At 57.5% G+C, this 18,917-nt stretch carries 18 protein-coding genes; 13 read left to right on the forward strand and 5 right to left on the reverse strand.

Annotated features, from left to right (window positions below; all coding sequences use genetic code 11):
- Positions 1-17 precede the first annotated feature (17 nt).
- From LC417_RS03105 to LC417_RS03120, 4 genes are all read left to right on the forward strand, one after another.
- Positions 18-263, forward strand: coding sequence for a hypothetical protein (locus LC417_RS03105; RefSeq protein WP_022625634.1), 246 nt, complete (start codon positions 18-20; stop codon positions 261-263).
- Positions 264-294: 31 nt separating this feature from the next.
- Positions 295-1,449, forward strand: coding sequence for a class C beta-lactamase (ampC, locus tag LC417_RS03110; protein ID WP_052271938.1), 1,155 nt, complete (start codon positions 295-297; stop codon positions 1,447-1,449).
- Positions 1,450-1,538: 89 nt separating this feature from the next.
- Entirely contained in the window at positions 1,539-1,991 is a 453-nt protein-coding gene (locus LC417_RS03115) for an antitoxin Xre/MbcA/ParS toxin-binding domain-containing protein (RefSeq protein WP_010244850.1), read from the forward strand.
- Positions 1,991-2,461 (forward strand): RES family NAD+ phosphorylase, encoded by a 471-nt coding sequence (locus LC417_RS03120; RefSeq protein WP_223565432.1) that lies wholly within the window; start codon positions 1,991-1,993, stop codon positions 2,459-2,461. Before LC417_RS03115 ends, LC417_RS03120 begins: the two co-directional genes overlap by 1 nt.
- Positions 2,462-2,501: 40 nt before the next feature.
- Here the strand turns inward: LC417_RS03120 and LC417_RS03125 are convergent, their stop codons facing one another.
- The 3 genes from LC417_RS03125 to LC417_RS03135 all read right to left on the reverse strand — a co-directional run bounded on the left by LC417_RS03125 (position 2,502) and on the right by LC417_RS03135 (position 6,611).
- Positions 2,502-4,325 (reverse strand): glycoside hydrolase family 15 protein, encoded by a 1,824-nt coding sequence (locus LC417_RS03125; RefSeq protein WP_223565433.1) that lies wholly within the window; start codon positions 4,323-4,325, stop codon positions 2,502-2,504.
- Positions 4,326-4,418: 93 nt separating this feature from the next.
- Complete coding sequence (locus LC417_RS03130) at positions 4,419-5,312, reverse strand: SDR family oxidoreductase (RefSeq protein WP_010244858.1); 894 nt, start codon at positions 5,310-5,312, stop codon at positions 4,419-4,421.
- 264 nt (positions 5,313-5,576) lie between these two features.
- Positions 5,577-6,611 carry a LacI family DNA-binding transcriptional regulator gene (locus LC417_RS03135; RefSeq protein ID WP_022625638.1) on the reverse strand — a complete coding sequence of 345 codons (1,035 nt, stop codon included), beginning with the start codon at positions 6,609-6,611 and terminating at the stop codon, positions 5,577-5,579.
- Between the two features lie 221 nt (positions 6,612-6,832).
- On the opposite strand from LC417_RS03135, the gene LC417_RS03140 reads away from it, so the two are divergent.
- From LC417_RS03140 to LC417_RS03155, 4 genes are all read left to right on the forward strand, one after another.
- Positions 6,833-7,858 carry an ABC transporter substrate-binding protein gene (locus LC417_RS03140; RefSeq protein WP_033771789.1) on the forward strand — a complete coding sequence of 342 codons (1,026 nt, stop codon included), beginning with the start codon at positions 6,833-6,835 and terminating at the stop codon, positions 7,856-7,858.
- Positions 7,859-7,945: 87 nt separating this feature from the next.
- Positions 7,946-10,171 (forward strand): iron ABC transporter permease, encoded by a 2,226-nt coding sequence (locus LC417_RS03145; protein ID WP_223565434.1) that lies wholly within the window; start codon positions 7,946-7,948, stop codon positions 10,169-10,171.
- On the forward strand, positions 10,168-11,229 hold the full coding sequence (locus LC417_RS03150; RefSeq protein ID WP_223565435.1) for an ABC transporter ATP-binding protein: 1,062 nt from the start codon (positions 10,168-10,170) through the stop codon (positions 11,227-11,229). Before LC417_RS03145 ends, LC417_RS03150 begins: the two co-directional genes overlap by 4 nt.
- A gap of 23 nt (positions 11,230-11,252) precedes the next feature.
- Positions 11,253-12,047: an inositol monophosphatase family protein gene (locus LC417_RS03155; protein ID WP_022625642.1), complete on the forward strand. Its 795-nt coding sequence runs from the start codon at positions 11,253-11,255 to the stop codon at positions 12,045-12,047.
- 33 nt (positions 12,048-12,080) lie between these two features.
- On the opposite strand, the gene LC417_RS03160 is transcribed toward LC417_RS03155, so the two are convergent.
- A complete protein-coding gene (locus LC417_RS03160; RefSeq protein WP_223565436.1) occupies positions 12,081-12,518 on the reverse strand; it encodes a GNAT family N-acetyltransferase in 438 nt (145 codons plus the stop codon).
- Between the two features lie 180 nt (positions 12,519-12,698).
- Here LC417_RS03160 and hipB point away from each other — a divergent pair, with 180 nt between their 5' ends.
- The 5 genes from hipB to LC417_RS03185 all read left to right on the forward strand — a co-directional run bounded on the left by hipB (position 12,699) and on the right by LC417_RS03185 (position 18,285).
- Positions 12,699-12,947 (forward strand): type II toxin-antitoxin system antitoxin HipB, encoded by a 249-nt coding sequence (gene hipB, locus LC417_RS03165; protein ID WP_022625644.1) that lies wholly within the window; start codon positions 12,699-12,701, stop codon positions 12,945-12,947.
- Positions 12,947-14,260 carry a type II toxin-antitoxin system HipA family toxin gene (locus tag LC417_RS03170; protein WP_207090855.1) on the forward strand — a complete coding sequence of 438 codons (1,314 nt, stop codon included), beginning with the start codon at positions 12,947-12,949 and terminating at the stop codon, positions 14,258-14,260. Before hipB ends, LC417_RS03170 begins: the two co-directional genes overlap by 1 nt.
- A gap of 104 nt (positions 14,261-14,364) precedes the next feature.
- Complete coding sequence (locus LC417_RS03175) at positions 14,365-14,571, forward strand: type II toxin-antitoxin system MqsA family antitoxin (protein WP_010244885.1); 207 nt, start codon at positions 14,365-14,367, stop codon at positions 14,569-14,571.
- Between the two features lie 171 nt (positions 14,572-14,742).
- Positions 14,743-16,164, forward strand: a complete 1,422-nt coding sequence (locus LC417_RS03180) for a Xaa-Pro peptidase family protein (RefSeq protein WP_223565437.1) — start codon at positions 14,743-14,745, stop codon at positions 16,162-16,164.
- A 75-nt stretch (positions 16,165-16,239) separates the two neighbouring features.
- Positions 16,240-18,285: an FUSC family protein gene (locus LC417_RS03185; RefSeq protein ID WP_223565438.1), complete on the forward strand. Its 2,046-nt coding sequence runs from the start codon at positions 16,240-16,242 to the stop codon at positions 18,283-18,285.
- 232 nt (positions 18,286-18,517) lie between these two features.
- Here LC417_RS03185 and LC417_RS03190 read toward each other — a convergent pair whose 3' ends face one another.
- Positions 18,518-18,853 carry a gamma-glutamylcyclotransferase family protein gene (locus tag LC417_RS03190; protein WP_158149307.1) on the reverse strand — a complete coding sequence of 112 codons (336 nt, stop codon included), beginning with the start codon at positions 18,851-18,853 and terminating at the stop codon, positions 18,518-18,520.
- Positions 18,854-18,917 lie beyond the last annotated feature (64 nt).

Here is an 18,917-nt window from a genome sequence, read left to right on the forward strand (position 1 = left end):
CCCTCTGGAGAACTCTTATGAAAATGATCATCAGCCTGCTGCTGTCCGGATTACTGGGCAGCAGCGCCTTCGCTCAGCCCGCACCGCTTTTTCCGGCCCGCGCGCCCCTGGCACAGCTGACGCCCGTCGCTGCCCGCTGCGATGTCTCCGCCTGTCAGACCAACTGCTACACAGAACAATCGCACTGCAACACCCGGGACAACGGTGGCTGCAGTTCTCAGGCTCAGATGTGCGTGCAGGCCTGTGCCGACCAGTGTAAATAATTTAATTCAGTGAAGAATCCCTTAGTTGCCAATGAAAAAGTCTTTGTTTTATCTCGCGTTATTCTCTCTTTCTGCCAGCTGTGTCGCCGCCGATCTCTCTTCACAGCAGGTTACTTCTCTGGTTAAAGCCGCGATCGAACCGCTGATGGAGCAGCAGGAGATCCCCGGCATGTCGGTGGCGGTGCTTTACAAAGGCCGGGCGCAGTTTGTGAACTTCGGCGTGGCCGATCTCGAATCACGCCGCCGGGTCACGGAAAACACGCTGTTTGAGCTGGGCTCCGTGAGCAAAACCTTTACCGGCACCCTGGCTGGCGTCATGATCCGCAACGGCGAAATACGCCTTAACGATCCGGTGCAGAAGTACTGGCCGCAGCTGACCGGTGAGCAGTGGCGTCCGGTGCGGATGCTGCATCTGGCGACCTATACCGCGGGCGGCCTGCCTTTACAGTTGCCGGATGACGTCACCGATCAGGCTTCGCTGCTGCGTTTCTATCAGGAATGGCAGCCAGAGGCAGCGCCCGGCACGCTCCGGCAGTACTCTAACGCCAGCATCGGTCTGTTTGGTTCGCTGATGGTGAAAGGGGATTATGAGCAGGCGATGGCGCGAAATGTGTTTCAGCCACTGCGTCTGACGCGCACCTATATCACCGTGCCGCCCTCGATGATGCTGGACTACGCCTGGGGCTATAAAAATGGCCAGCCGGTACGGGTCTCACCCGGCATGCTGGATGCAGAAGCCTACGGCGTTAAATCCACCGCGCGTGACATGCTCACCTTTATGCAGGCAAATGTGGATCCTAACCGTCTCTCTTCGGGGAATGCCGTGCTGCGTAATGCCATTCGCACCGCGCAGGCGCGCTACTTCAAAGTCGGCACTCTGTTTCAGGGACTGGGCTGGGAGATCTACGACTGGCCGGTGACTGCCGACACGCTGATGGGCGACAGCGATAATGGTGTTGCGCTGCAACCCCGCCCGGCAACGCTGCTCAATCCGGTCGGGCCGTCGCAGAGCGCCAGCTGGGTGCATAAAACCGGTGCAACCAATGGATTTGGTGCCTATATCGCCTTTATTCCTGAGAGGAACAGCGGCGTCGTGATACTCGCCAACAAGAATTACCCTAATCCGCTGCGTATAAAGGCGGCGTGGCAGATTCTGCAGGCGTTACAGCAGGAGAAGCCTGAGTAACAGGCATCACGCTTGCTAAGCGACGGGGTAAAGCTGGCACCGCCTGTTCATTTGCGCTAAAATAAAAATCAAATGAACAGGAGGCTGCTATGTCTATCGCCATCTACACACCCGCTCAGCATCGTCGCGACAATTCGCTGCTGCATGCTCTGAATCTGCCGGAAACACTGCCTGATGCGCACCAGCGTATTGCGGTAGGGTTCAGCAGCGGCGTGCTGAAACGCACGGCGTCGTTGTCTACTTTTGACGAGGGCTGGCTGTGCCGTCTGGCGGGCATTGATCGCACCACCTACAACCGCAAAGTTAAAGATCCGCAGCAGACCTTTTCGCCCGATCAGAGCGGACGGATCTACATGCTGATCCGCGTCCTCTCTGCTGCCAGCAAACTGTTCCGCGACGACAGGCAGCGTCTGGTGCAGTGGCTGGAAACGCCCGCCAAAGCGCTGGGCGGTAAGAAACCGGCGGAGATGACCACCACGGTGGCGGGTGCAGAAGCGGTGATTAACCTGATTGGCCAGCTTGAGCATGGCGTGATTACCTGATGGCAGTACGTTTCTTTCGCCTGGTGAAGAGTGAGTATGCGATGAGCGCCTTTGATGGTTTTGGTGCCCGCACTTACGGGGGGCGCTGGAATTCCGTGGGAACGGTCTGTGTCTATATGGGATCAAGCCGGGCGCTCTGTGTACTTGAGGCGCTGGTTCATCTCACCATTCAGGATCTGTCACACGACTACTCAATGCTGTCGATTAGCGTCCCTGAATCGCTGATTACCGAGCTCTCGCTGGTGGCACTCCCCGATGACTGGCAGGCCGATCCTGCGCCATCGTCCACGCGGCAAATTGGTGACGACTGGCTTGCCAGCCCGGATAACGGCCTGGTGCTGAAGGTGCCGAGCACGCTGACCGGTGAGTGGAATGCACTGTTCAATCCCCGTCATCCGGCAGCGGCTGGCATCATCAGTAAGGTGGTGGTAGAGCCATTTTTCTTCGATCCGCGTTTCAGGCTGCAATAGGGCGCCGGATTCGCCACTTTTCTCACCGCAACATCTCACATCACGCAGGCGCCTGCGATTCCGATAGCGCCTGCGCCGCGCAGATCAGCGCCAGATGACTCAGCCCCTGTGGCATATTGCCGCGCCAGCTCTGGCTGCGGACGTCATACATCTCATTGAAGATATCGACATTACCGTGGCCGTTCAGTGTAGCCAGGATCTCCTGCATCGCCTGTTCTGCCTCATCCGCCTCACCCATCTCTGCCCAGGCTTCCACCAGCCAGAAGGCGCAGGCGAGAAAGGTACTCTCTTCTTCTCTTACCCCGCTGTAGCGATAGAGCATGGCGCTGCCGTCACCCAGTTTTTGCCGGATAGCACGGTAGGTCGAGAGCATCCGCTGCGGATTGACCGCGTTGCCGTAGCTGTGAACCAGCGCCAGCGACGCGTCGAGGCGATCGTCACTGCCGGCGTAAAAGAGATAAGCCTGCTGTTGCTCTGACCAGCAGTGCGACTCAATCCAGTCGCGGATACGGTCACGTTCCCGCTGCCAGCGTCCCAGCCAGGTCGATTCGATATGCTGGCTTTCTGCCAGCGCCACCGCCCGATCCAGCGCCATCCAGCAGGCCATTTTGGAGTGGGTGTAGTGTTGCAGCTCCGGCAGCTCCCAGATGCCGCAATCCTTCTGCCGCCAGTGATCGGCGCAGCAGTTCGCCAGCTCGCCCAGCATGCGCGAGGTGGTGATATCCAGCACGTGTCCCGCCTCGATAAAATGCTGGGCTGTCACCAGCATGTCGCCATACATACTGAGCTGCAGCTGGTCGCGGGCATTATTGCCGACCCGCACCGGCTGAGAGTTCTGATAGCCGCTCAGCGGCGGATAACGTTCAGCGGGGACCTCATCACCATTCAGGGCATAGCAGGCGCGCAGCCTGACGCCATGGCGCATGATGGTCTGCGACAGCCAGGAAAAGGCCGCCTTACAATCTTCCAGCGCCCCGAGATAGACGAAGGCTTTAATAATCAGGCAGGCGTCGCGCACCCAGGCGTAGCGGTAATCATAATTTTTTTCGCCGCCGATCCCCTCCGGCAGGGAGGTGGTAGCAGCAGCAGCCAGTGCGCCGGTCGGGGAGTACCAGAGAAACTTCAGCGACAGGGCTGAGCGCTTCACCAGCGTCGGGTAGCGGCCCTCATAACTCAGGCTCTCCACCCAGCTGGTCCAGCCGGTGTGGCTGGTTTCAATCCGCTGATCGATAGCCTCCAGCGGCGGCACCGCCAGTGGCTCTTTCTCGGTCACCAGCAGCGCGCAGAGCGAGCGGGAACCGGCATAGGTACGCAGCGTAGCGCAGACCTGCTCGTCATCCAGCTCTGTGATCTGAATATCTTCGCTGGTGCGCAACATCGCCATGATCTCCGCGATGTGAAACACCTTGCCTTTCTCATTATCGGCCACCCACGGTGAACGGGTTTCAGCGGCGGTGCCGAAGCGCAGGGTGATCGCTAATTCCACTTCACCGCTGACACCCTCTATGCGGCGAGCCAGTTCGCACCAGGGCAGACGGCCCGCCAGCGTGCTGTTAATCGATTCGGTCAGCAGCACGGTGCCGTCACGGGTTTCGAAGCGGGTCTCCAGCACGTTGCTGTTATCGCGGTAGCGGCGTGAGACCTGATAAGGCGCACGCGGGACAATCTGGAAGTAACCACCAAGTCCGGCATCAAGCAGGCGATCAAACAAGGGCTTTGCGTCGAGATTGGGCGCGCACCACCAGTCAATGGAACCGTCCGGCGCAATCAGCGCAACAGAACGGCCTTCACCAATGGCGGCATAATCACCCAGGCCCGCAAAGCCCTCTTTTCTGACCGGCGAATGAAAGATCGGGTTTTCCATAATCTGCTTCCTTATATCACGGTGGCGAGGTTTCTTAAGCGGGGCAAAAGCGGGACAAAAAAATGGCCGCGTTATGCGGCCACCTGAGTGAGATTACAGCGTACCGGTGCCGCCATCAGAACACCAGACCTGCCCGGAGGAGTAACTGCTCTCGGTTGAGGCCAGGGTAACGTAGAGCGGGGCGATCTCAACCGGCTGGCCCGGACGGCCCATCGGTGTATCGGCACCAAACTGCTTCACTTTCTCCATCGGCTGTCCGCCGCTGGACTGCAGCACGGTCCAGTACGGCCCTGGTGCAACGGCGTTGACCCGGATACCGTCACCACCCAGCTGCTTCGCCAGGGATTTGGTAAAGGCGACGATGGCCGCTTTGGTCTGCGCATAGTCGAGCAGAATATCGCTGGGTTTAAACGCCTGTACGGACGAGGTATTAATAATGGACGCACCGCGTGGCAGATATTCCAGCGCCGCTTTGGTGATCCAGAACATCGCATAAACGTTGGTTTTAAACGTCGCATCAAAATCTTCCGTACTCAGGGTACGGATGGACTCATTAAATTGCTGACGACCGGCGTTATTAACCAGAATATCCAGGCCACCTAATTTATCGGCTGCCTCTTTAACCAGCTGCTGACAGAATTCTTCAGAACGAATGTCGCCCGGAATAGCAAAAACTTTACGGCCTTCCGCTTCGATTAATTTAATCACTTCATCGGCGTCGGGCTGTTCTTCCGGCAGGTAGTTAATCACCACATCTGCGCCTTCACGTGCATAAGCGATAGCCACCGCGCGGCCAATACCGGAGTCACCGCCGGTGATCAGCGCCTTGCGGCCGGTCAGTCGGCCCGTGCCGCGATAGCTGGTTTCACCGTGGTCGGGAACCGGGATCATTTTGCTGGCCAGGCCTGGCGCCTGTTGTGGCTGGTCCTCAAAAGGAGGTTTAGGAAATTGATCCAGATCGAGCGTCTTGTTAGTTGGTGTAGCCATTGTATGCTCCTTGAACAGAGTTATCTGAGACATTAAGCCTGGCACAAATGTGATATTTGTCACATCTGACTGCTGATTCATTGAGCAGTTAAAACCAGAAGAACTTAATAATGCAGATAAAGCGTAGACAGAAAATCGGAACACTGTGCAGTAGCGTCCGATTATTTTTCAGTGCAGGGGCGGGATATTTAAAGCGAAGCGTAAGATCGGTTGTGGATTATTTCAGGGCGTAATTACATAGCGGAAGAAAATAAAAAAGGGCGGTTAACCGCCGCGTACCGAACCGCGCCAGACCACATCTACCGGATATATTCTCCGCTCCTGCTGCTGTTCATTTTTTGGCATCAGCGTCTCCGGTTGCGCTTCCGTCTCCACCAGCCAGGCAATGGCATCGCGGGCGAATTGCTCCACCGGCTGTGCAAAGGTCGTGAGGTTGTAAGAGGCCCAGCCCGACTGCGCGATATTATCGTGTCCGATGATGCAGAGATCGTCCGGAATACGCAGAGCAAAGCGGTGACGCGCCTCATCCATAAAGCCGCAGGCGAGCAGGTCGGTGGCACAGTACACCGCATCAGGGCGAACTTTACGCGTCAGCAGACGCTGGGCCAGAATCTGGCCGCTTTCGTAAGAGGTGGTGCCGAACCGCTCCACCTGGACCGTGACGCCCACTTTCTGCGCGGCGGCCAGAAAATCCGCTTCGCGCTTCAGCAGACTCGGCGTTCCCGCCAGCGAATTCACAAAGGCGATGCGGCTGCATCCCGCCCGCACAAACGCGTTAACCGCCATTTCTGCGGCGGGGCGGGAGTCGAGGTTGATACTGAGCGTGCCGGGCAGGGATTCGTCGCGGTTAATCAGCACCAGATGCTGACCATGTTTGTAGCAGAGCCGGGTGATACCGCTGTCCGGCATGCCGGAGAGAATAATCGATGCGTCGGCGCGAAAATTAATCGCCTGCTGCAGCGCGGCGGAAACGCGCGCATCGGATCGGTCAGTGTTAATCAGCATCGCCACTTTTCCCGCTTCCTGCAGATACTGGGTCATCCAGCGCACCAGGCTGGCACGGTAGGGCGTGTCAACCTCGGAGGCAATTAAGCAGACGATGCCGCTGCGGTTGCGCACCAGGCCGCGCGCCAGATGATTGACGTGATAGCCCAGTTCCTCCGCCGCTTTCATCACCCGCTGACGGGTAGCATCTGACACGCTGGCTCCCGGTGTAAAGGTGCGGGAGACCGCTGAGCGGGAGACGCCCGCCCGGTCAGCCACATCCTGTGCACTCACCACCGCCTTAAGCTGCTGCATGTTCTCTCCTCGCCTGACATTGTCTGCACTGAGTTTGCCTGAAGTTGCAAGCCTGTGCAAAAAATACAGATGGGCGAAAGGTTTCAAATTTGTGACAGCGACTGACAATTGCTTAACAACTGAATTGACACTGCAGCAGGGCCGCCGTACTAATCTGCACACACGTTTGCACACATGTGCAAAAGCTGGCGCGCCTGCGTCATCCAGCCCAGGAGAACACCATGCGTTATTCCTCTCTGCTCGCTGCTGTAATCGTCTGCCCTATGATGCCATTTGCTGCCTCGGCGGCGGGCAATCTTAATATGATCTGCTCAGCCGACGTGGTGGTGTGCGAACAGATGACCACGCTGTTCAGCCACTCCCATCCCGATATCAAACTCAGCATGGTGCGGCTCTCTGCCGGTGAAGCCTATGCCCGTATCCGCAGCGAGGCACGCAATCCCCGTACCGATATCTGGTGGGCCGGTACCGGCGATCCGCATATGCAGGCCGCCGAAGAGGGGCTGACCCAGGCCTATAAATCGCCACTGCTCGATCAGCAGCAGCCCTGGTCACAAAAAGTGGCGGAGATCTCCGGTTATCGCACCGTGGGCGTTTATGCCGGTGCGCTGGGCTGGGGCTATAACACCAGACTGCTGGCGGAGAAAAAGCAGAAAGTGCCTGCCTGCTGGGCGGATTTACTCGACCCTGGCTTTAAAGGCGAGATTCAGATCGCCAATCCCAACTCTTCCGGCACGGCCTATAACACCCTGGCGACGCTGGTGCAGATCATGGGCGAAGACAAAGCCTTTGACTACCTGAAGAAGCTCAACGCCAACATCTCGCAATATACCAAGTCCGGCTCTGCTCCGGTCAAAGCCGCCGCGCGCGGTGAAACCACTATCGGCATTGTCTTTATGCATGATGCCGTCGCGATGGAAGTGGATGGCTTCCCGATTAAGCCCGTCGCGCCCTGTGAAGGTACCGGCTATGAGATTGGTTCGATGTCGATCATCAAAGGGGCACGAAACCTGGCCAATGCCAAAGCCTGGTATGACTGGGCGCTCAGCGCTGAAGCACAGTCGCATATGAAAGAGGCGAAATCGTTCCAGCTGCCCTCTAACCGCAAGGCGGAGATCTCTGAATATGCACCGCGCTTCGAGAACATCAGGCTGATCGATTATGACTTTAAAACCTATGGCGACTCAGCAAAACGAAAAGCGCTGCTGGGCCGCTGGGATAAAGAGATTGGTGCCAGCGCACAATAACGGTGGTGCGCCCCGGCCACCTGAGCCGGGTCTGTGCCAGACCGCGGTGGCGTAAGCCTGATGTCCGCTTCCTGATCGAGGTGATTTATGAATGCGCACAATCGTCGCTTAACCGGCGCGCTGCTGGCGGGCGCCATCGCGCTGACGCTGCTGCCCTGGTATAGCCTGGAGCAGGGATTCTTCTCGGGTGACTGGCTGTTCAGCTTATGGGGTGATGAGAACAATGCGCCTGCGCTGGGGCAGCTCGCGTTACACAGCTGGCTGGGCATCGCCGTGGCGCTGTGGCTGCTCTGTGCTGGCAGCGCCTTTCTGCCCCCGGGCCGCACCCGCAGCACGCTGCTGCTGCTGTTCAGCACCTGCGGCATTCTGTTTCTGGTGCTGGAAGGGCATGCCATCGGTTTCAGTGGCTGGAACTGGTTATGGCTGGAGAACCTCACCGGCCCGCTGGCGCAGGGGCAACCGGCGATGGGCGCGGGCGCGCTGCTGCTGCTGACCATATTTTTGCTGATTTTCGCCTTTGCCCTGGCGGAGCGCGGCGTGCTGAAAGGCGATGCCTTTGTGGTGGCGTCGATTGTGCTGCTGGTGGCGCTGGTCACGACCTTTGTGCTCTATCCGGTGCTGAGCCTGTTTGTCGCCTCGGTGCAGGATATTGATGGCAGTTTTAAACCTGACGGACTGATTGCCAATATGCAGGATCCCGCCATCTGGAGCCTCGGCTGTTTTACCGGTGGCACCTGCGGCACCGCCTGGCGCACGCTGGGACTGGCGCTGATGACGGCCAGTGGCGCTACGCTGCTGGGACTGGCGTTTGCACTGGCGGCGACGCGCACCTCGCTGCCGTGTAAAAAAGCGCTGCGGATGCTGACCATTCTGCCGATTATCACGCCGCCGTTTGTCATCGGTCTGGCGCTGATCCTGCTGTTTGGCCGCTCCGGCGTGGTCACCGAATCGCTGGCGACGCTGTTCGGCATCGAGCCGGGCCGCTGGCTCTATGGCATGACCGGCATCTGGATTGCCCAGGTGCTCTCCTTTACCCCCATCGCCTTTCTGGTGCTGATTGGGGTGGTCGAGGGCGTCAGTCCGTCACTGGAAGAGGCGTCACAGACCCTGCGTGCCAGCCGCTGGCGCACTTTCTCCCGCATCTCGCTGCCGCTGATGGCGCCGGGGCTGGCCAACGCCTTCTTAATCAGCTTTATCGAAAGCATGGCCGATTTCGGTAACCCGATGGTGCTGGGCGGGAGTCACGGCGTGCTGTCGACGGAGATCTTCTTCTCCGTGGTTGGCGCACAGAACGACCCGAGTCGCGCGGCGGTGCTGGCGATGATCCTGCTGGGCTTCACCCTGGCCGCTTTTCTGGTGCAGCGCGTCTGGCTCTCCGGCAAAAGCTTCGCCACTGTCACCGGCAAAGGCGATGGCGGCCGTCATGTGATGCTGCCGCGTCCGGTGCGCTACAGCGTCTATGGCATGGTAATACCCTGGGGTCTGTTCACCCTGGTGATCTACGGCATGATCATGATTGGCGGCTTTGTGCAGTCCTGGGGGCTGAATAACGACCTGACGCTGGATCACTACATTCGCGCCTTTAGCGTCAGCGTTAATCAGGGGCAACTGGTCTGGAGCGGCGTTGCCTGGAGCTCTTTCTGGACCACGCTGGAGATCGCCCTGATCGCCGCGCCCCTCACGGCCATTGTCGGACTGCTGACCGCCTGGCTGATTGTGCGACAGAAGTTTGTCGGTCGTCAGACCTTTGAATTCATGCTGATGCTGAGCTTTGCCATTCCCGGCACGGTGATTGGTGTGAGCTATGTGATGGCGTATAACCTGCCGCCGCTGGAGATCACCGGTACCGCGATGATCCTGATCGCCTGCTTTGTCTTCCGTAATATGCCGGTGGGCGTGCGTGGCGGTATTGCGGCGATGAGCCAGCTGGATAAAAGCCTGGATGAAGCTTCACTGACGCTGGGCGCAAACAGTTTCCGTACCCTGCGCAAAGTGGTGCTGCCGCTGCTGAAACCGGCCATCAGCGCCGCGCTGGTTTACGCCTTTGTGCGGGCCATTACCTCTATCAGTGCGGTGATTTTCATGGTCAGCGCCCAGTACAACATGGCGACCTCGTACATTGTCGGGCTGGTGGAGAACGGTGAGTATGGCGTGGCGATTGCCTACTCCTCGGTATTGATCGTGGTGATGCTGCTGATCATTGGCCTCTTCCAGTTGCTGGTGGGCGAACGTCGCCTGCGTCGTGCAACCCAACCGGCGGTGATTATTGCCGCACCCTCTGCATCCACTCTGACTCAGGAGAGAGCCGTATGACGACCATTAACGCCGGATCGGTGGTGTTTGAACATGTCGCAAAGCGTTTTGCCGGTTTTACTGCCGTGCCGGATCTGTCGCTCACCGTAGAGCCGGGTACGCTGGTGACGCTGCTCGGGCCGTCCGGCTGCGGCAAGACCACTACGCTGCGACTGCTGGCCGGGCTGGAGCATCCCACCGCAGGGCGGATTCTGATTGGCGGCAAAGATGTCACCCATCTGCCCGCCAACGAGCGCGACGTGGCGATGGTGTTTCAGTCCTACGCGCTGTTTCCCCATATGAACGCCATCGACAATATTCTCTACGGGCTGCTCTCCTCGGGCATGAACAAACGCGAGGCGCAGGACAGAGCGCGCGAGGGGCTGAAGCTGGTGGGTCTGGAGAGTCAGGGGCAGCGGCTGCCGTCGGAGCTCTCTGGCGGACAGCAGCAGCGTATTGCGGTCGCCCGCGCGCTGGTGCTGGAACCGCAGGTGCTGCTACTCGATGAGCCGCTGTCGAACCTTGATGAGCGTCTGCGCCGTCGGGTGCGCACCGACATCCGCGATCTGCAGCAGCGGCTCGGGTTTACGGCGGTTTATGTGACCCATGACCAGGAGGAGGCGCTGGCGGTCTCCGATAAGATTATTGTCATGAAAGAGGGGGATATTGCCCAGCAGGGTGAGCCGGAGACGCTTTACCATTCACCCAATTCGGTCTTTATCGCGGACTTTATGGGGGAGGCGAATATTCTGCCCTGTGAAGTGGAAGAGGCGGATGCGGATGACGCGCTGGTCCGCCTGGGTAATCAGCGCTTCCGGGTACGAGGTGCCGGTGCAAAAACCGGCAGTGCTCAGCTGGCGGTGCGACCGCAGTTTATTACGTTGTCCGGCGACGGTCAGGGGGCGCTGCAGGGGGAGGTCATTCACAGCACCTGGCTGGGTGACCATATCGAATATGAAGTCGCCACCGAACTGGGCGCGCTGTTCATTATCGATCCGCAGATGGAACAGCGTCTGCCGCTCGCCACCACAGTTGGCGTCAACTTTAAGCCGCAGGGCCTTGCCCTGATTGCCCGTTAATCTGACTAACTCAAGGAGTTCGCATGGAATCGCATGATGAAATAATGGCGCGTCTGGCTTTAGCGGAAGCCGTTGCCCGTGAAGGTGGCGCGACGGCGTTATCTTACTTCAACCGTCGCGAGACGCTGGTGGTGGAGACCAAGTACGATTTGCAGGATGTGGTATCAATCGCCGACCGTGAAGTGGAGCAGCTGATTGCCAGCCGTATACGGGATGCGTTTCCCGATGATGGCTTTCTGGGTGAGGAGTCGGGACTGCAGGCGGGAGAGTCTGACTACACCTGGGTGGTTGATCCAATCGATGGCACCAGCCCGTTTCTCAATGGGATGCCGAGCTGGTGTGTTTCCGTCGCGGTACTGCGCGGCGATGTGCCGGTCATCGGGGTGATTTTCGCGCCGACCTATCAGGAGTGCTACGTGGCGGCACTGGGGCAGGGCGCGACGCTCAACGGTCATCGTCTGCAGGTCGATCCCACACGCACGCTGCAAAACCACGTTACCGGGTTTGGTGCCAACAGTTATGTCAGCCCGCAGCAGGTAGGCGAGATTGTGGCAGCACTGCTGTCAGCAGGCGGTAACTTTATCCGCATTGGTTCCGGCGCACTGATGCTTGCCTGGGTCGCCGCCGGTCGGGTCGTGGGTTACTACGAACCCTATATGCACGCCTGGGATTGCCTGGCGGGTTACTGCCTGGTGAAAGAGGCGGGCGGCTGGTACCACCCGTTTAACACCGAAGGCAATCGCATCACTAAAGGCGCGCAGGTCCTGGCCGTGGCACCGGGAGCAGAAGCAGATCTGCGGCGCATTGCTGGTTTGTAATTATGTGACCCTGTCACGCTGATGGCACTGCGGTCAGCGTGATGCCTTTGGCCGTAGCGTTTTGGTCAGATAGTGACGCTGCATACCGGTTTGCGGAAAATCGGGCAGGGACATCTGCGGCTGATAACCCTGTTTCTGATAAAACGGCAGGGCCTGAAAACTAAAGGTATCCACCAGCGCATAGAGACATCCCATCTTTCCCGCCTCCTGCTCTGCGGCTTCCAGCAGTGCGCTGCCCAGACCACTGCCACGGAGCGTTTCGTCCACCCAGAGATAATCGATACAGAGCCAGTTTCCTTTGCGTGCGGCGATCACTCCCCCGCGCAACGTTCCCTGTTCGTCCCTGTGAGAAACCGACAGCGGTCCCCAGTTATCGCGGCTGATAAATTGCCGGTTGTAAGCCCCCAGTCCTGCCAGCAACTCTTCCCGATCGTCGTCGTTGGCCTCATGGGTAAGGGTAAATGTGCTCATCCTCGTCCTCTTTTAATCGTGGTTCCTGTTTATCCCTTTCAAAGGATAATTGTGCGATTATCCGCTATGGGGTATAAAGTAATTATTATCCTCTCCAGGGGGTAAAGGCTGCTTTATACCCTGTCGGGGATAATGCCCCTGCGCTATGCTTACAGCCTGTGATCCAGAAGGAGCCACCCCATGATATACAGCCCGCTACAGCTGGCAAACCGGCTAAAGCTCATTCGTCAGCGCAATGGCTGGACCCAGAGTGAACTGGCGAAAAAGGTCGGCCTGAAACAGGCCACCATCTCTCACTTTGAAAATGCCCCTGACAGTACCTCGCTGGCAACGCTGTTTAAGCTGTTACAGTCGCTGGAGCTGAGTCTGGAAGTTCAGGAGAAAGAGGAGGCCAGTGCGCCTCAGCTGCATGATGAGGATGAGTGGTAATGCAAAGGCTGATTGCGTGGATGAACGGCGAGCGGGTAGGCGTACTCACCCGGCAGCGAAACGGCGCTCATGAGTTTCAGTATGATACCGGCTGGCTGAGTAATCCGCTCTCCAGGCCGCTGTCACTTTCGATGCCGTTGCAGGTTAAGGCGATCACCTCACACGCCGTGATTAACTTCTTCGATAATCTGCTGCCGGATAGCCCATTGATTCGCGACAGAATCGTGGCGCGTTACCAGATTAAATCCCGTCAGCCGTTTGATCTGTTGCAGGAAGTGGGACGTGACAGCGTCGGGGCAACAATGCTGCTGCCGCCCGATATGCCACTGCCCGCACTGCAGGCCCGCTATGAAGTGCTGGATGAAACCCGGCTGGAAAGCGTGCTGTCGGCCTATCAGTCAGATATCCCGCTGGGGATGCTGCGTGAAGAGACCGATTTCCGTATCTCGGTCGCGGGGGCGCAGGAGAAAACCGCACTGCTGCTGACCGATGAAGGCTGGAGCATTCCTGCCGGTGCCACGCCCACCTCGCACATCATTAAGCTGCCGATCGGAGAGATTAAACAGCCGGCCGCGACGCTGGATATGCGTGAAAGCGTGGAGAATGAGTATCTCTGTCTGGCGCTGGCACGTGCACTCGGTATCGACGTGCCGCAGGCAACGATTATCCGTGCCGGACAGATGCGCGCCCTGGCGGTAGAACGTTTTGACCGCCGCTGGTCACGCGATAAAACCCGGTTGATTCGCCTGCCTCAGGAGGATTTCTGTCAGGCGCTGGGACTGCCATCTTCAACCAAATATGAGTCGGATGGCGGGCCGGGCATTGCGGAGATCATGCAGATACTGATGGGATCGAGCAACGCCATCGAAGATCGCTATCGCTTTATGATGTTCCAGGTTTTTCAGTGGCTGATTGGCGCAACCGACGGTCACGCCAAGAACTTCTCACTGTTTATTGAGCGCGGCGGCAGTTATCGACTGACTCCCTTTTATGATGTGATCTCCGCTTACCCGGTACTGGGCGGCACCGGTCTGAACAAGCGAGCACTGAAACTGGCGATGGGTCTGCGTGCCACTAAGGGGAAGAAGACAGAGATCGACAAAATCTTCCCACGCCATTTTATCGCCACGGCAAAAAGCGTCAGTTTTGATCGTGACAGTTTGCAGCAGATCTTCGACTTCTTTATTAAGGCCTTTCCCCAGGCAGTGGTCTCGGTGCGCGATGCCTTGCCGCCCGATTTCCCGCAGCACATCGCCGACGCCATCTTCAGTCATTCACTCATTATGCTGGAGCGGCTGCGGCACAAAGAGTGATGGCGCTTATGAGCTGGCAATATCCTGAAAAACCTCTCCTCCTGTGTATGGCTAAAAGCCTGTCGGCTATGCTTATCTGACAGGCTTAACAGGAGAGTCATGGTATGAAGTGTCCGGGATGTGAAGGAGAGGCGTTTGTGTACGCCACGCGCGACGTCAGTCTTAATACGGGTAATCCGGAGGACGTTGTGCCAGATGTGAAGGGCGATCACTGCATCCGCTGTGGAGCGGTGATTATGAATGCCGGAACGTCGGAGTTGTATCCCGAAAAGGCTGAAGCGCTGGAGAATGCAGGCGTGCCCATCAAATAACACAGAGAGCCCGCTTAGCGCGGGCTTCTTTGTTTCTGTTACAGGGGGATGTCCCTCTTTTGATAACACGCAACGAGTAAGTTGTGTGATTGTGGCACCCTACAGGTTAAACCTCAGGTTTACCCTGGTAACGGAAATCAAACCGCGTCAATCTGGCCACTGGAGTGCGTTATGGATGCCAATCGCTATGCCCTGGAAACAATCCCGTCACCGCCGGCATTTCCCGGTGCTGCCAGCCCTGTGATGTCTGATGAAACACTGCATCGCCGTCTGGCCGCCATTATTGAGCGGATGGAACAGCAGCAGATTGTGCAACTGATTATCTATGCCGACAAAGAGCACGGCAGCAATTTTGAATATCTGGCGGGATTCATTCCGCGCTTCGAGGAGGCGCTGCTGGTGGTGACTCAGCAGGGCGAGCTCACCTATATCATGGGTAATGAGAACCTCAAGCTGGTGCCGTTTGCCCGCAATCCGGGACGCTGTCTGCATGCGGCGGTCTTTTCTCTGCCCAACCAGCCTATGCGCGGGGAGCAGCCCCTGGATCAGCTGTTAGCAGAGGCAGGGATTGTAGCAGGCGAACGCACCGGGCTGGTGGGCTGGAAGTTATTTACCGGCAGGGAGCAAGGGATGTTTGATCTGCCGCAGTTCATCTATGCCGCGGCGGCGCAGGCAGCGGGAGGCGATGCACAACTGGTAAACGCCACCGGATTGTTTATCTCGCCTGACAACGGTGCACGCTGCGTTAACGGCGCCGATGAAGTGGCGTTTTATGAGGCGGGGGCCAATCTTGCTTCAACCGCGATGCTGGCTGCGCTGGATAGCGTAGCGCCGGGCGTCACAGAGAAGGCGTTAGGCGCACGTCTGAACGCAGAAGGGCAGCCAAACACGGTGGTGACGATTGCCGCGACCGGCGATCGTTTCGCCCAGGCCCGGCTCTATCCGTCTGATAAACGGATTGCGACAGGCGACAAGCTTTCTCTTACCACCGGCTACAAAGGCGGGCTGACCAGCCGCTCGGCTTACGTGGTCAGTAAAGCTTCTGAGTTACAGTGTAACGTCTCCGGCTGGCTGACCCGGCTGGCGATCCCCTATTATCACGCGGTGGTCAGTTGGCTGGAGCAGCTGCGGATCGGGATCACCGGCGGCGAACTCTATTCGCTTATCGAAACGGTTCTGCCGAAAGCGAAGTATGGCTGGCATCTTAATCCGGGGCATCTGGTGGCTGACGAAGAGTGGTTAAGCTCGCCCATCTATCCCGATTCAGCCGTGACCCTGAAAAGCGGTATGCTGCTGCAGATCGATATTATCCCGTCGGTGCCGGGTTATGGCGGCTGCAGTATCGAGGATACGGTCGCACTGGCGGACGCGGCATTGCGTGATGAGCTGGCGCGTCGTTTTCCCGATCTCTGGCAGCGAATGACTCAGCGCAAAGCGTACCTGACAGACGTGCTGAAGATTGAGCTTGCCGAAGAGGTGATTTTGCTCTCGAACACGGTAGGCTATCTGCGCCCTTTTTTACTGGATAAGCGCCGTGCACTGGTGCGCCAGCAGGGGCTTAACCGGCCTGATGCGGCCGGTAATAATTTGTAAAATTTAACTGAGAGTAAAACGCAGGCGCATCTGTCAGGATACGCGCCTCAGAAAGTTCCTGGTTGCTCTCATTCGATGAAATGGTTTACCAAAAACGCGGTTTTGTTTGCCTGCAAAACCTCCTTTGCCGCGTTTATCGCACTCTCTGTGGCGCTCGTTCTTAACTTCGAAAAACCCGCCTGGGCGCTCACCACGGTGTTTGTCACCTCGCAACTCTATGCAGCATCGACCGTCTCGAAATCGCTGTTTCGCCTGCTGGGCACGCTGCTGGGCGGCATCTTTATTCTGCTGATCTACCCCGAAACGGTGCAGTCGCCAGTGTTGTTCAGCCTGTGCGTATCGCTGTGGGTAACGGTTTGCCTCTGGCTCTCTCTGCATGACCGCACGCCGAAGAGCTATATCTTTATGCTGGCTGGCTACAGCGCAGCGATTATGGGATTTCCAGACGTTGAGTCACCGTTGGCAATCATCAACACCGTAGTTTCACGTATTGAGGAGATTACGCTGGGCATCCTTTGCAGCACGCTGGTTCACCGGCTGGTGTTTCCGGTTTCGATGCATCATCTGCTGGGGCAGAGCGTTAATCTCTGGTTTCAGAACGCGCGCAAACTCTGTGATGAACTGATCAGCGGAATGGCAAAGAACAAATCGCTGGAGCGCGAAGATATCCTGATTCAGATGGCGGGTTATCCGTTGAATGTTGAAACGCTGCTGACCCACTGCGTCTATGAGGGCGAAGCGGCGCGTAATGTCATCCGTCTGGTCAGCGTACAGTATCAGCATCTGACTTATCTGCTGCCGACACTGACGGCGATTGAATCACGGCTGGGTGTGCTGGCCGAACTGAATATTCGTTTTCCGCCGTGCGTCACCGACGTGTTTCAGCAGTTCCTGTTGTGGCTGCATCACGATCGGATTAACGATATTGCCGGACTGCGTGAAGCGATTGCTGCCAGTCAGGCAACCCTGGAGCACGAATGGCGGGCCGGGCTGCTGGCAACCGAAGAGAGCCTGCTGCTGATTGGTCTGCTGGAGCGGCTGGCTAACTTTGTGCGCATTGCCGATGCTTATGAGAATGTCAGTGCGCGCGCAGGGGATCTCTACAGCCACGGGGATGGGGCGGCGATCCGCAATATCCGGGAACACCGGCATATCGACAAGGGACTGTTACGGCTGTCCGCGCTGACGGCATTTATGGCGACCTTCCTCTCCAGCTTGTTCTGGATCGGCAGCGGCTGGGCCGATGGGGCGAATGCACCTCTAATGGCGGCGATCATCAGTTCATTTTTTGCTGGTGTCGATTCCCCGGTAACGCCGATGAAGCTGTTCGTGAAAGGGGTGATGATTGCGCTGGTGGTCAGCCTGTTCTACATCGCTTTTCTGATCCCGCAGGCCAATACCTTACAGGCGCTGATGATCATACTGCTGCCCGGTCTGATGCTGCTGAGCCTGGTTATTGCCAATCCGGCGACCAATCTGGTAGGGCTGAGTGTCGCCATCCAGATCCCGGGTTTTATCGGCTTAAGCCATCACTATGTCCCGAATCTGATCGTCACGCTGAATGCGGCCATCTCCTCGATGGTGGGGATTATGTTTGCGGTGGTGCTGACGGCGTTGATCCGCAACAAACGGCCGTCATGGATAGCCAGAAGAGCGGTGCAACGGGGACTGCGCGATCTGTTAGGGTTTATTAAAATGGTGGAGCGCAATTCCGCCACGCTATTGTCACGGCAGCAATTTATTGCGCGGATGCTCGACCGGGTGAATATCATTCTGCCGCGTAAAAGGCTCGATCCGGTGCCGGATATCGTGGTGGGGGGGTATCTGATTACTGAAACCTGGCTGGGCGCCAACTGTTATGACTTCTACGCACGTTATCGTGAGGTGCTGGAGAGTCATCAGATTGATAGTGGTCAGATGTTTCACGAGCTGGCGCTATACCTGAAGCGCAAGATGAAGTCGCTGCAGTTAGCGCCACATCAGGATCTGCTGGAAGAGCTGGATCTGTTGCTGCTAAGACTGGAGCCGATCGCCCGAGAGGAGAGTGTGGCTATTGCGCCCTTAATCCATCTGTTTAATATTCGGGTATCACTGTTTCCACATCAGCGCTGGCCAGATTAACCCGATATAACAAGGCTGGCTGGTGGATTTAAGATAGCGTAAAGCGGGACCAGAGCGGACGATCTCATTTTAGTTACATCATACATTAGATCTTAATTAAATTGAGAATCAGGCAACGTGCCCGTATATATTGTCTGACAGGAAAGTAGGGTCAGCAGACAATAAGAGCAGGGCGCGCGCATCTCACTGCAGAAAAGCAGGGTTGATGCAGGAAAAGTTCAGCGGTAATAACTCAGCGGCTTTCCTGCGGCTGAAGCTGATAAATCCACGCACTGTATTGCCGATTATCTTCGGCAGAAACACAAACTTCGACGCGATCGTAGCCATCTTCAAACGCATCCAGCATCGGCCAGTGGGCGTCCAGCTGGTCGGAGAGAAACAGATAACCCGGCACGTCGGGCCCATGCTCATCCAGAACGATGCCCGGAAAATCAGCCGCTGCGCCCCAGCCGCGCTGATAGAAGGTACCGTTCACCGAACCGGCCAGCCATTCTCCGCCAATATTTTCCAGGATATGGGCATTCTCGCGGCCCGGACAGAGCGTGCCATAGACAAATAAGCGCTTCATTTTTTCTCGTCGTTGAAACAGTGGAAGCCAGCAACTCTAGCGCGGCTAAAATGGATTGTCTTGC

The sequence above is a fragment of the Pantoea sp. OVA07A genome, assembly GCF_019969975.1.
Taxonomy (GTDB): Bacteria; Pseudomonadota; Gammaproteobacteria; order Enterobacterales; family Enterobacteriaceae; genus Pantoea; species Pantoea agglomerans.

Coding starts and splice junctions, on each gene's coding strand:
- LC417_RS03105 (WP_022625634.1), top strand. CDS start 18: ATGAAAATGATCATCAGCCTGCTGCTGTCCGGATTACTGGGCAGCAGC.
- ampC (WP_052271938.1), top strand. CDS start 295: ATGAAAAAGTCTTTGTTTTATCTCGCGTTATTCTCTCTTTCTGCCAGC.
- LC417_RS03115 (WP_010244850.1), top strand. CDS start 1,539: ATGTCTATCGCCATCTACACACCCGCTCAGCATCGTCGCGACAATTCG.
- LC417_RS03120 (WP_223565432.1), top strand. CDS start 1,991: ATGGCAGTACGTTTCTTTCGCCTGGTGAAGAGTGAGTATGCGATGAGC.
- LC417_RS03125 (WP_223565433.1), bottom strand. CDS start 4,325: ATGGAAAACCCGATCTTTCATTCGCCGGTCAGAAAAGAGGGCTTTGCG.
- LC417_RS03130 (WP_010244858.1), bottom strand. CDS start 5,312: ATGGCTACACCAACTAACAAGACGCTCGATCTGGATCAATTTCCTAAA.
- LC417_RS03135 (WP_022625638.1), bottom strand. CDS start 6,611: ATGCAGCAGCTTAAGGCGGTGGTGAGTGCACAGGATGTGGCTGACCGG.
- LC417_RS03140 (WP_033771789.1), top strand. CDS start 6,833: ATGCGTTATTCCTCTCTGCTCGCTGCTGTAATCGTCTGCCCTATGATG.
- LC417_RS03145 (WP_223565434.1), top strand. CDS start 7,946: ATGAATGCGCACAATCGTCGCTTAACCGGCGCGCTGCTGGCGGGCGCC.
- LC417_RS03150 (WP_223565435.1), top strand. CDS start 10,168: ATGACGACCATTAACGCCGGATCGGTGGTGTTTGAACATGTCGCAAAG.
- LC417_RS03155 (WP_022625642.1), top strand. CDS start 11,253: ATGGAATCGCATGATGAAATAATGGCGCGTCTGGCTTTAGCGGAAGCC.
- LC417_RS03160 (WP_223565436.1), bottom strand. CDS start 12,518: ATGAGCACATTTACCCTTACCCATGAGGCCAACGACGACGATCGGGAA.
- hipB (WP_022625644.1), top strand. CDS start 12,699: ATGATATACAGCCCGCTACAGCTGGCAAACCGGCTAAAGCTCATTCGT.
- LC417_RS03170 (WP_207090855.1), top strand. CDS start 12,947: ATGCAAAGGCTGATTGCGTGGATGAACGGCGAGCGGGTAGGCGTACTC.
- LC417_RS03175 (WP_010244885.1), top strand. CDS start 14,365: ATGAAGTGTCCGGGATGTGAAGGAGAGGCGTTTGTGTACGCCACGCGC.
- LC417_RS03180 (WP_223565437.1), top strand. CDS start 14,743: ATGGATGCCAATCGCTATGCCCTGGAAACAATCCCGTCACCGCCGGCA.
- LC417_RS03185 (WP_223565438.1), top strand. CDS start 16,240: ATGAAATGGTTTACCAAAAACGCGGTTTTGTTTGCCTGCAAAACCTCC.
- LC417_RS03190 (WP_158149307.1), bottom strand. CDS start 18,853: ATGAAGCGCTTATTTGTCTATGGCACGCTCTGTCCGGGCCGCGAGAAT.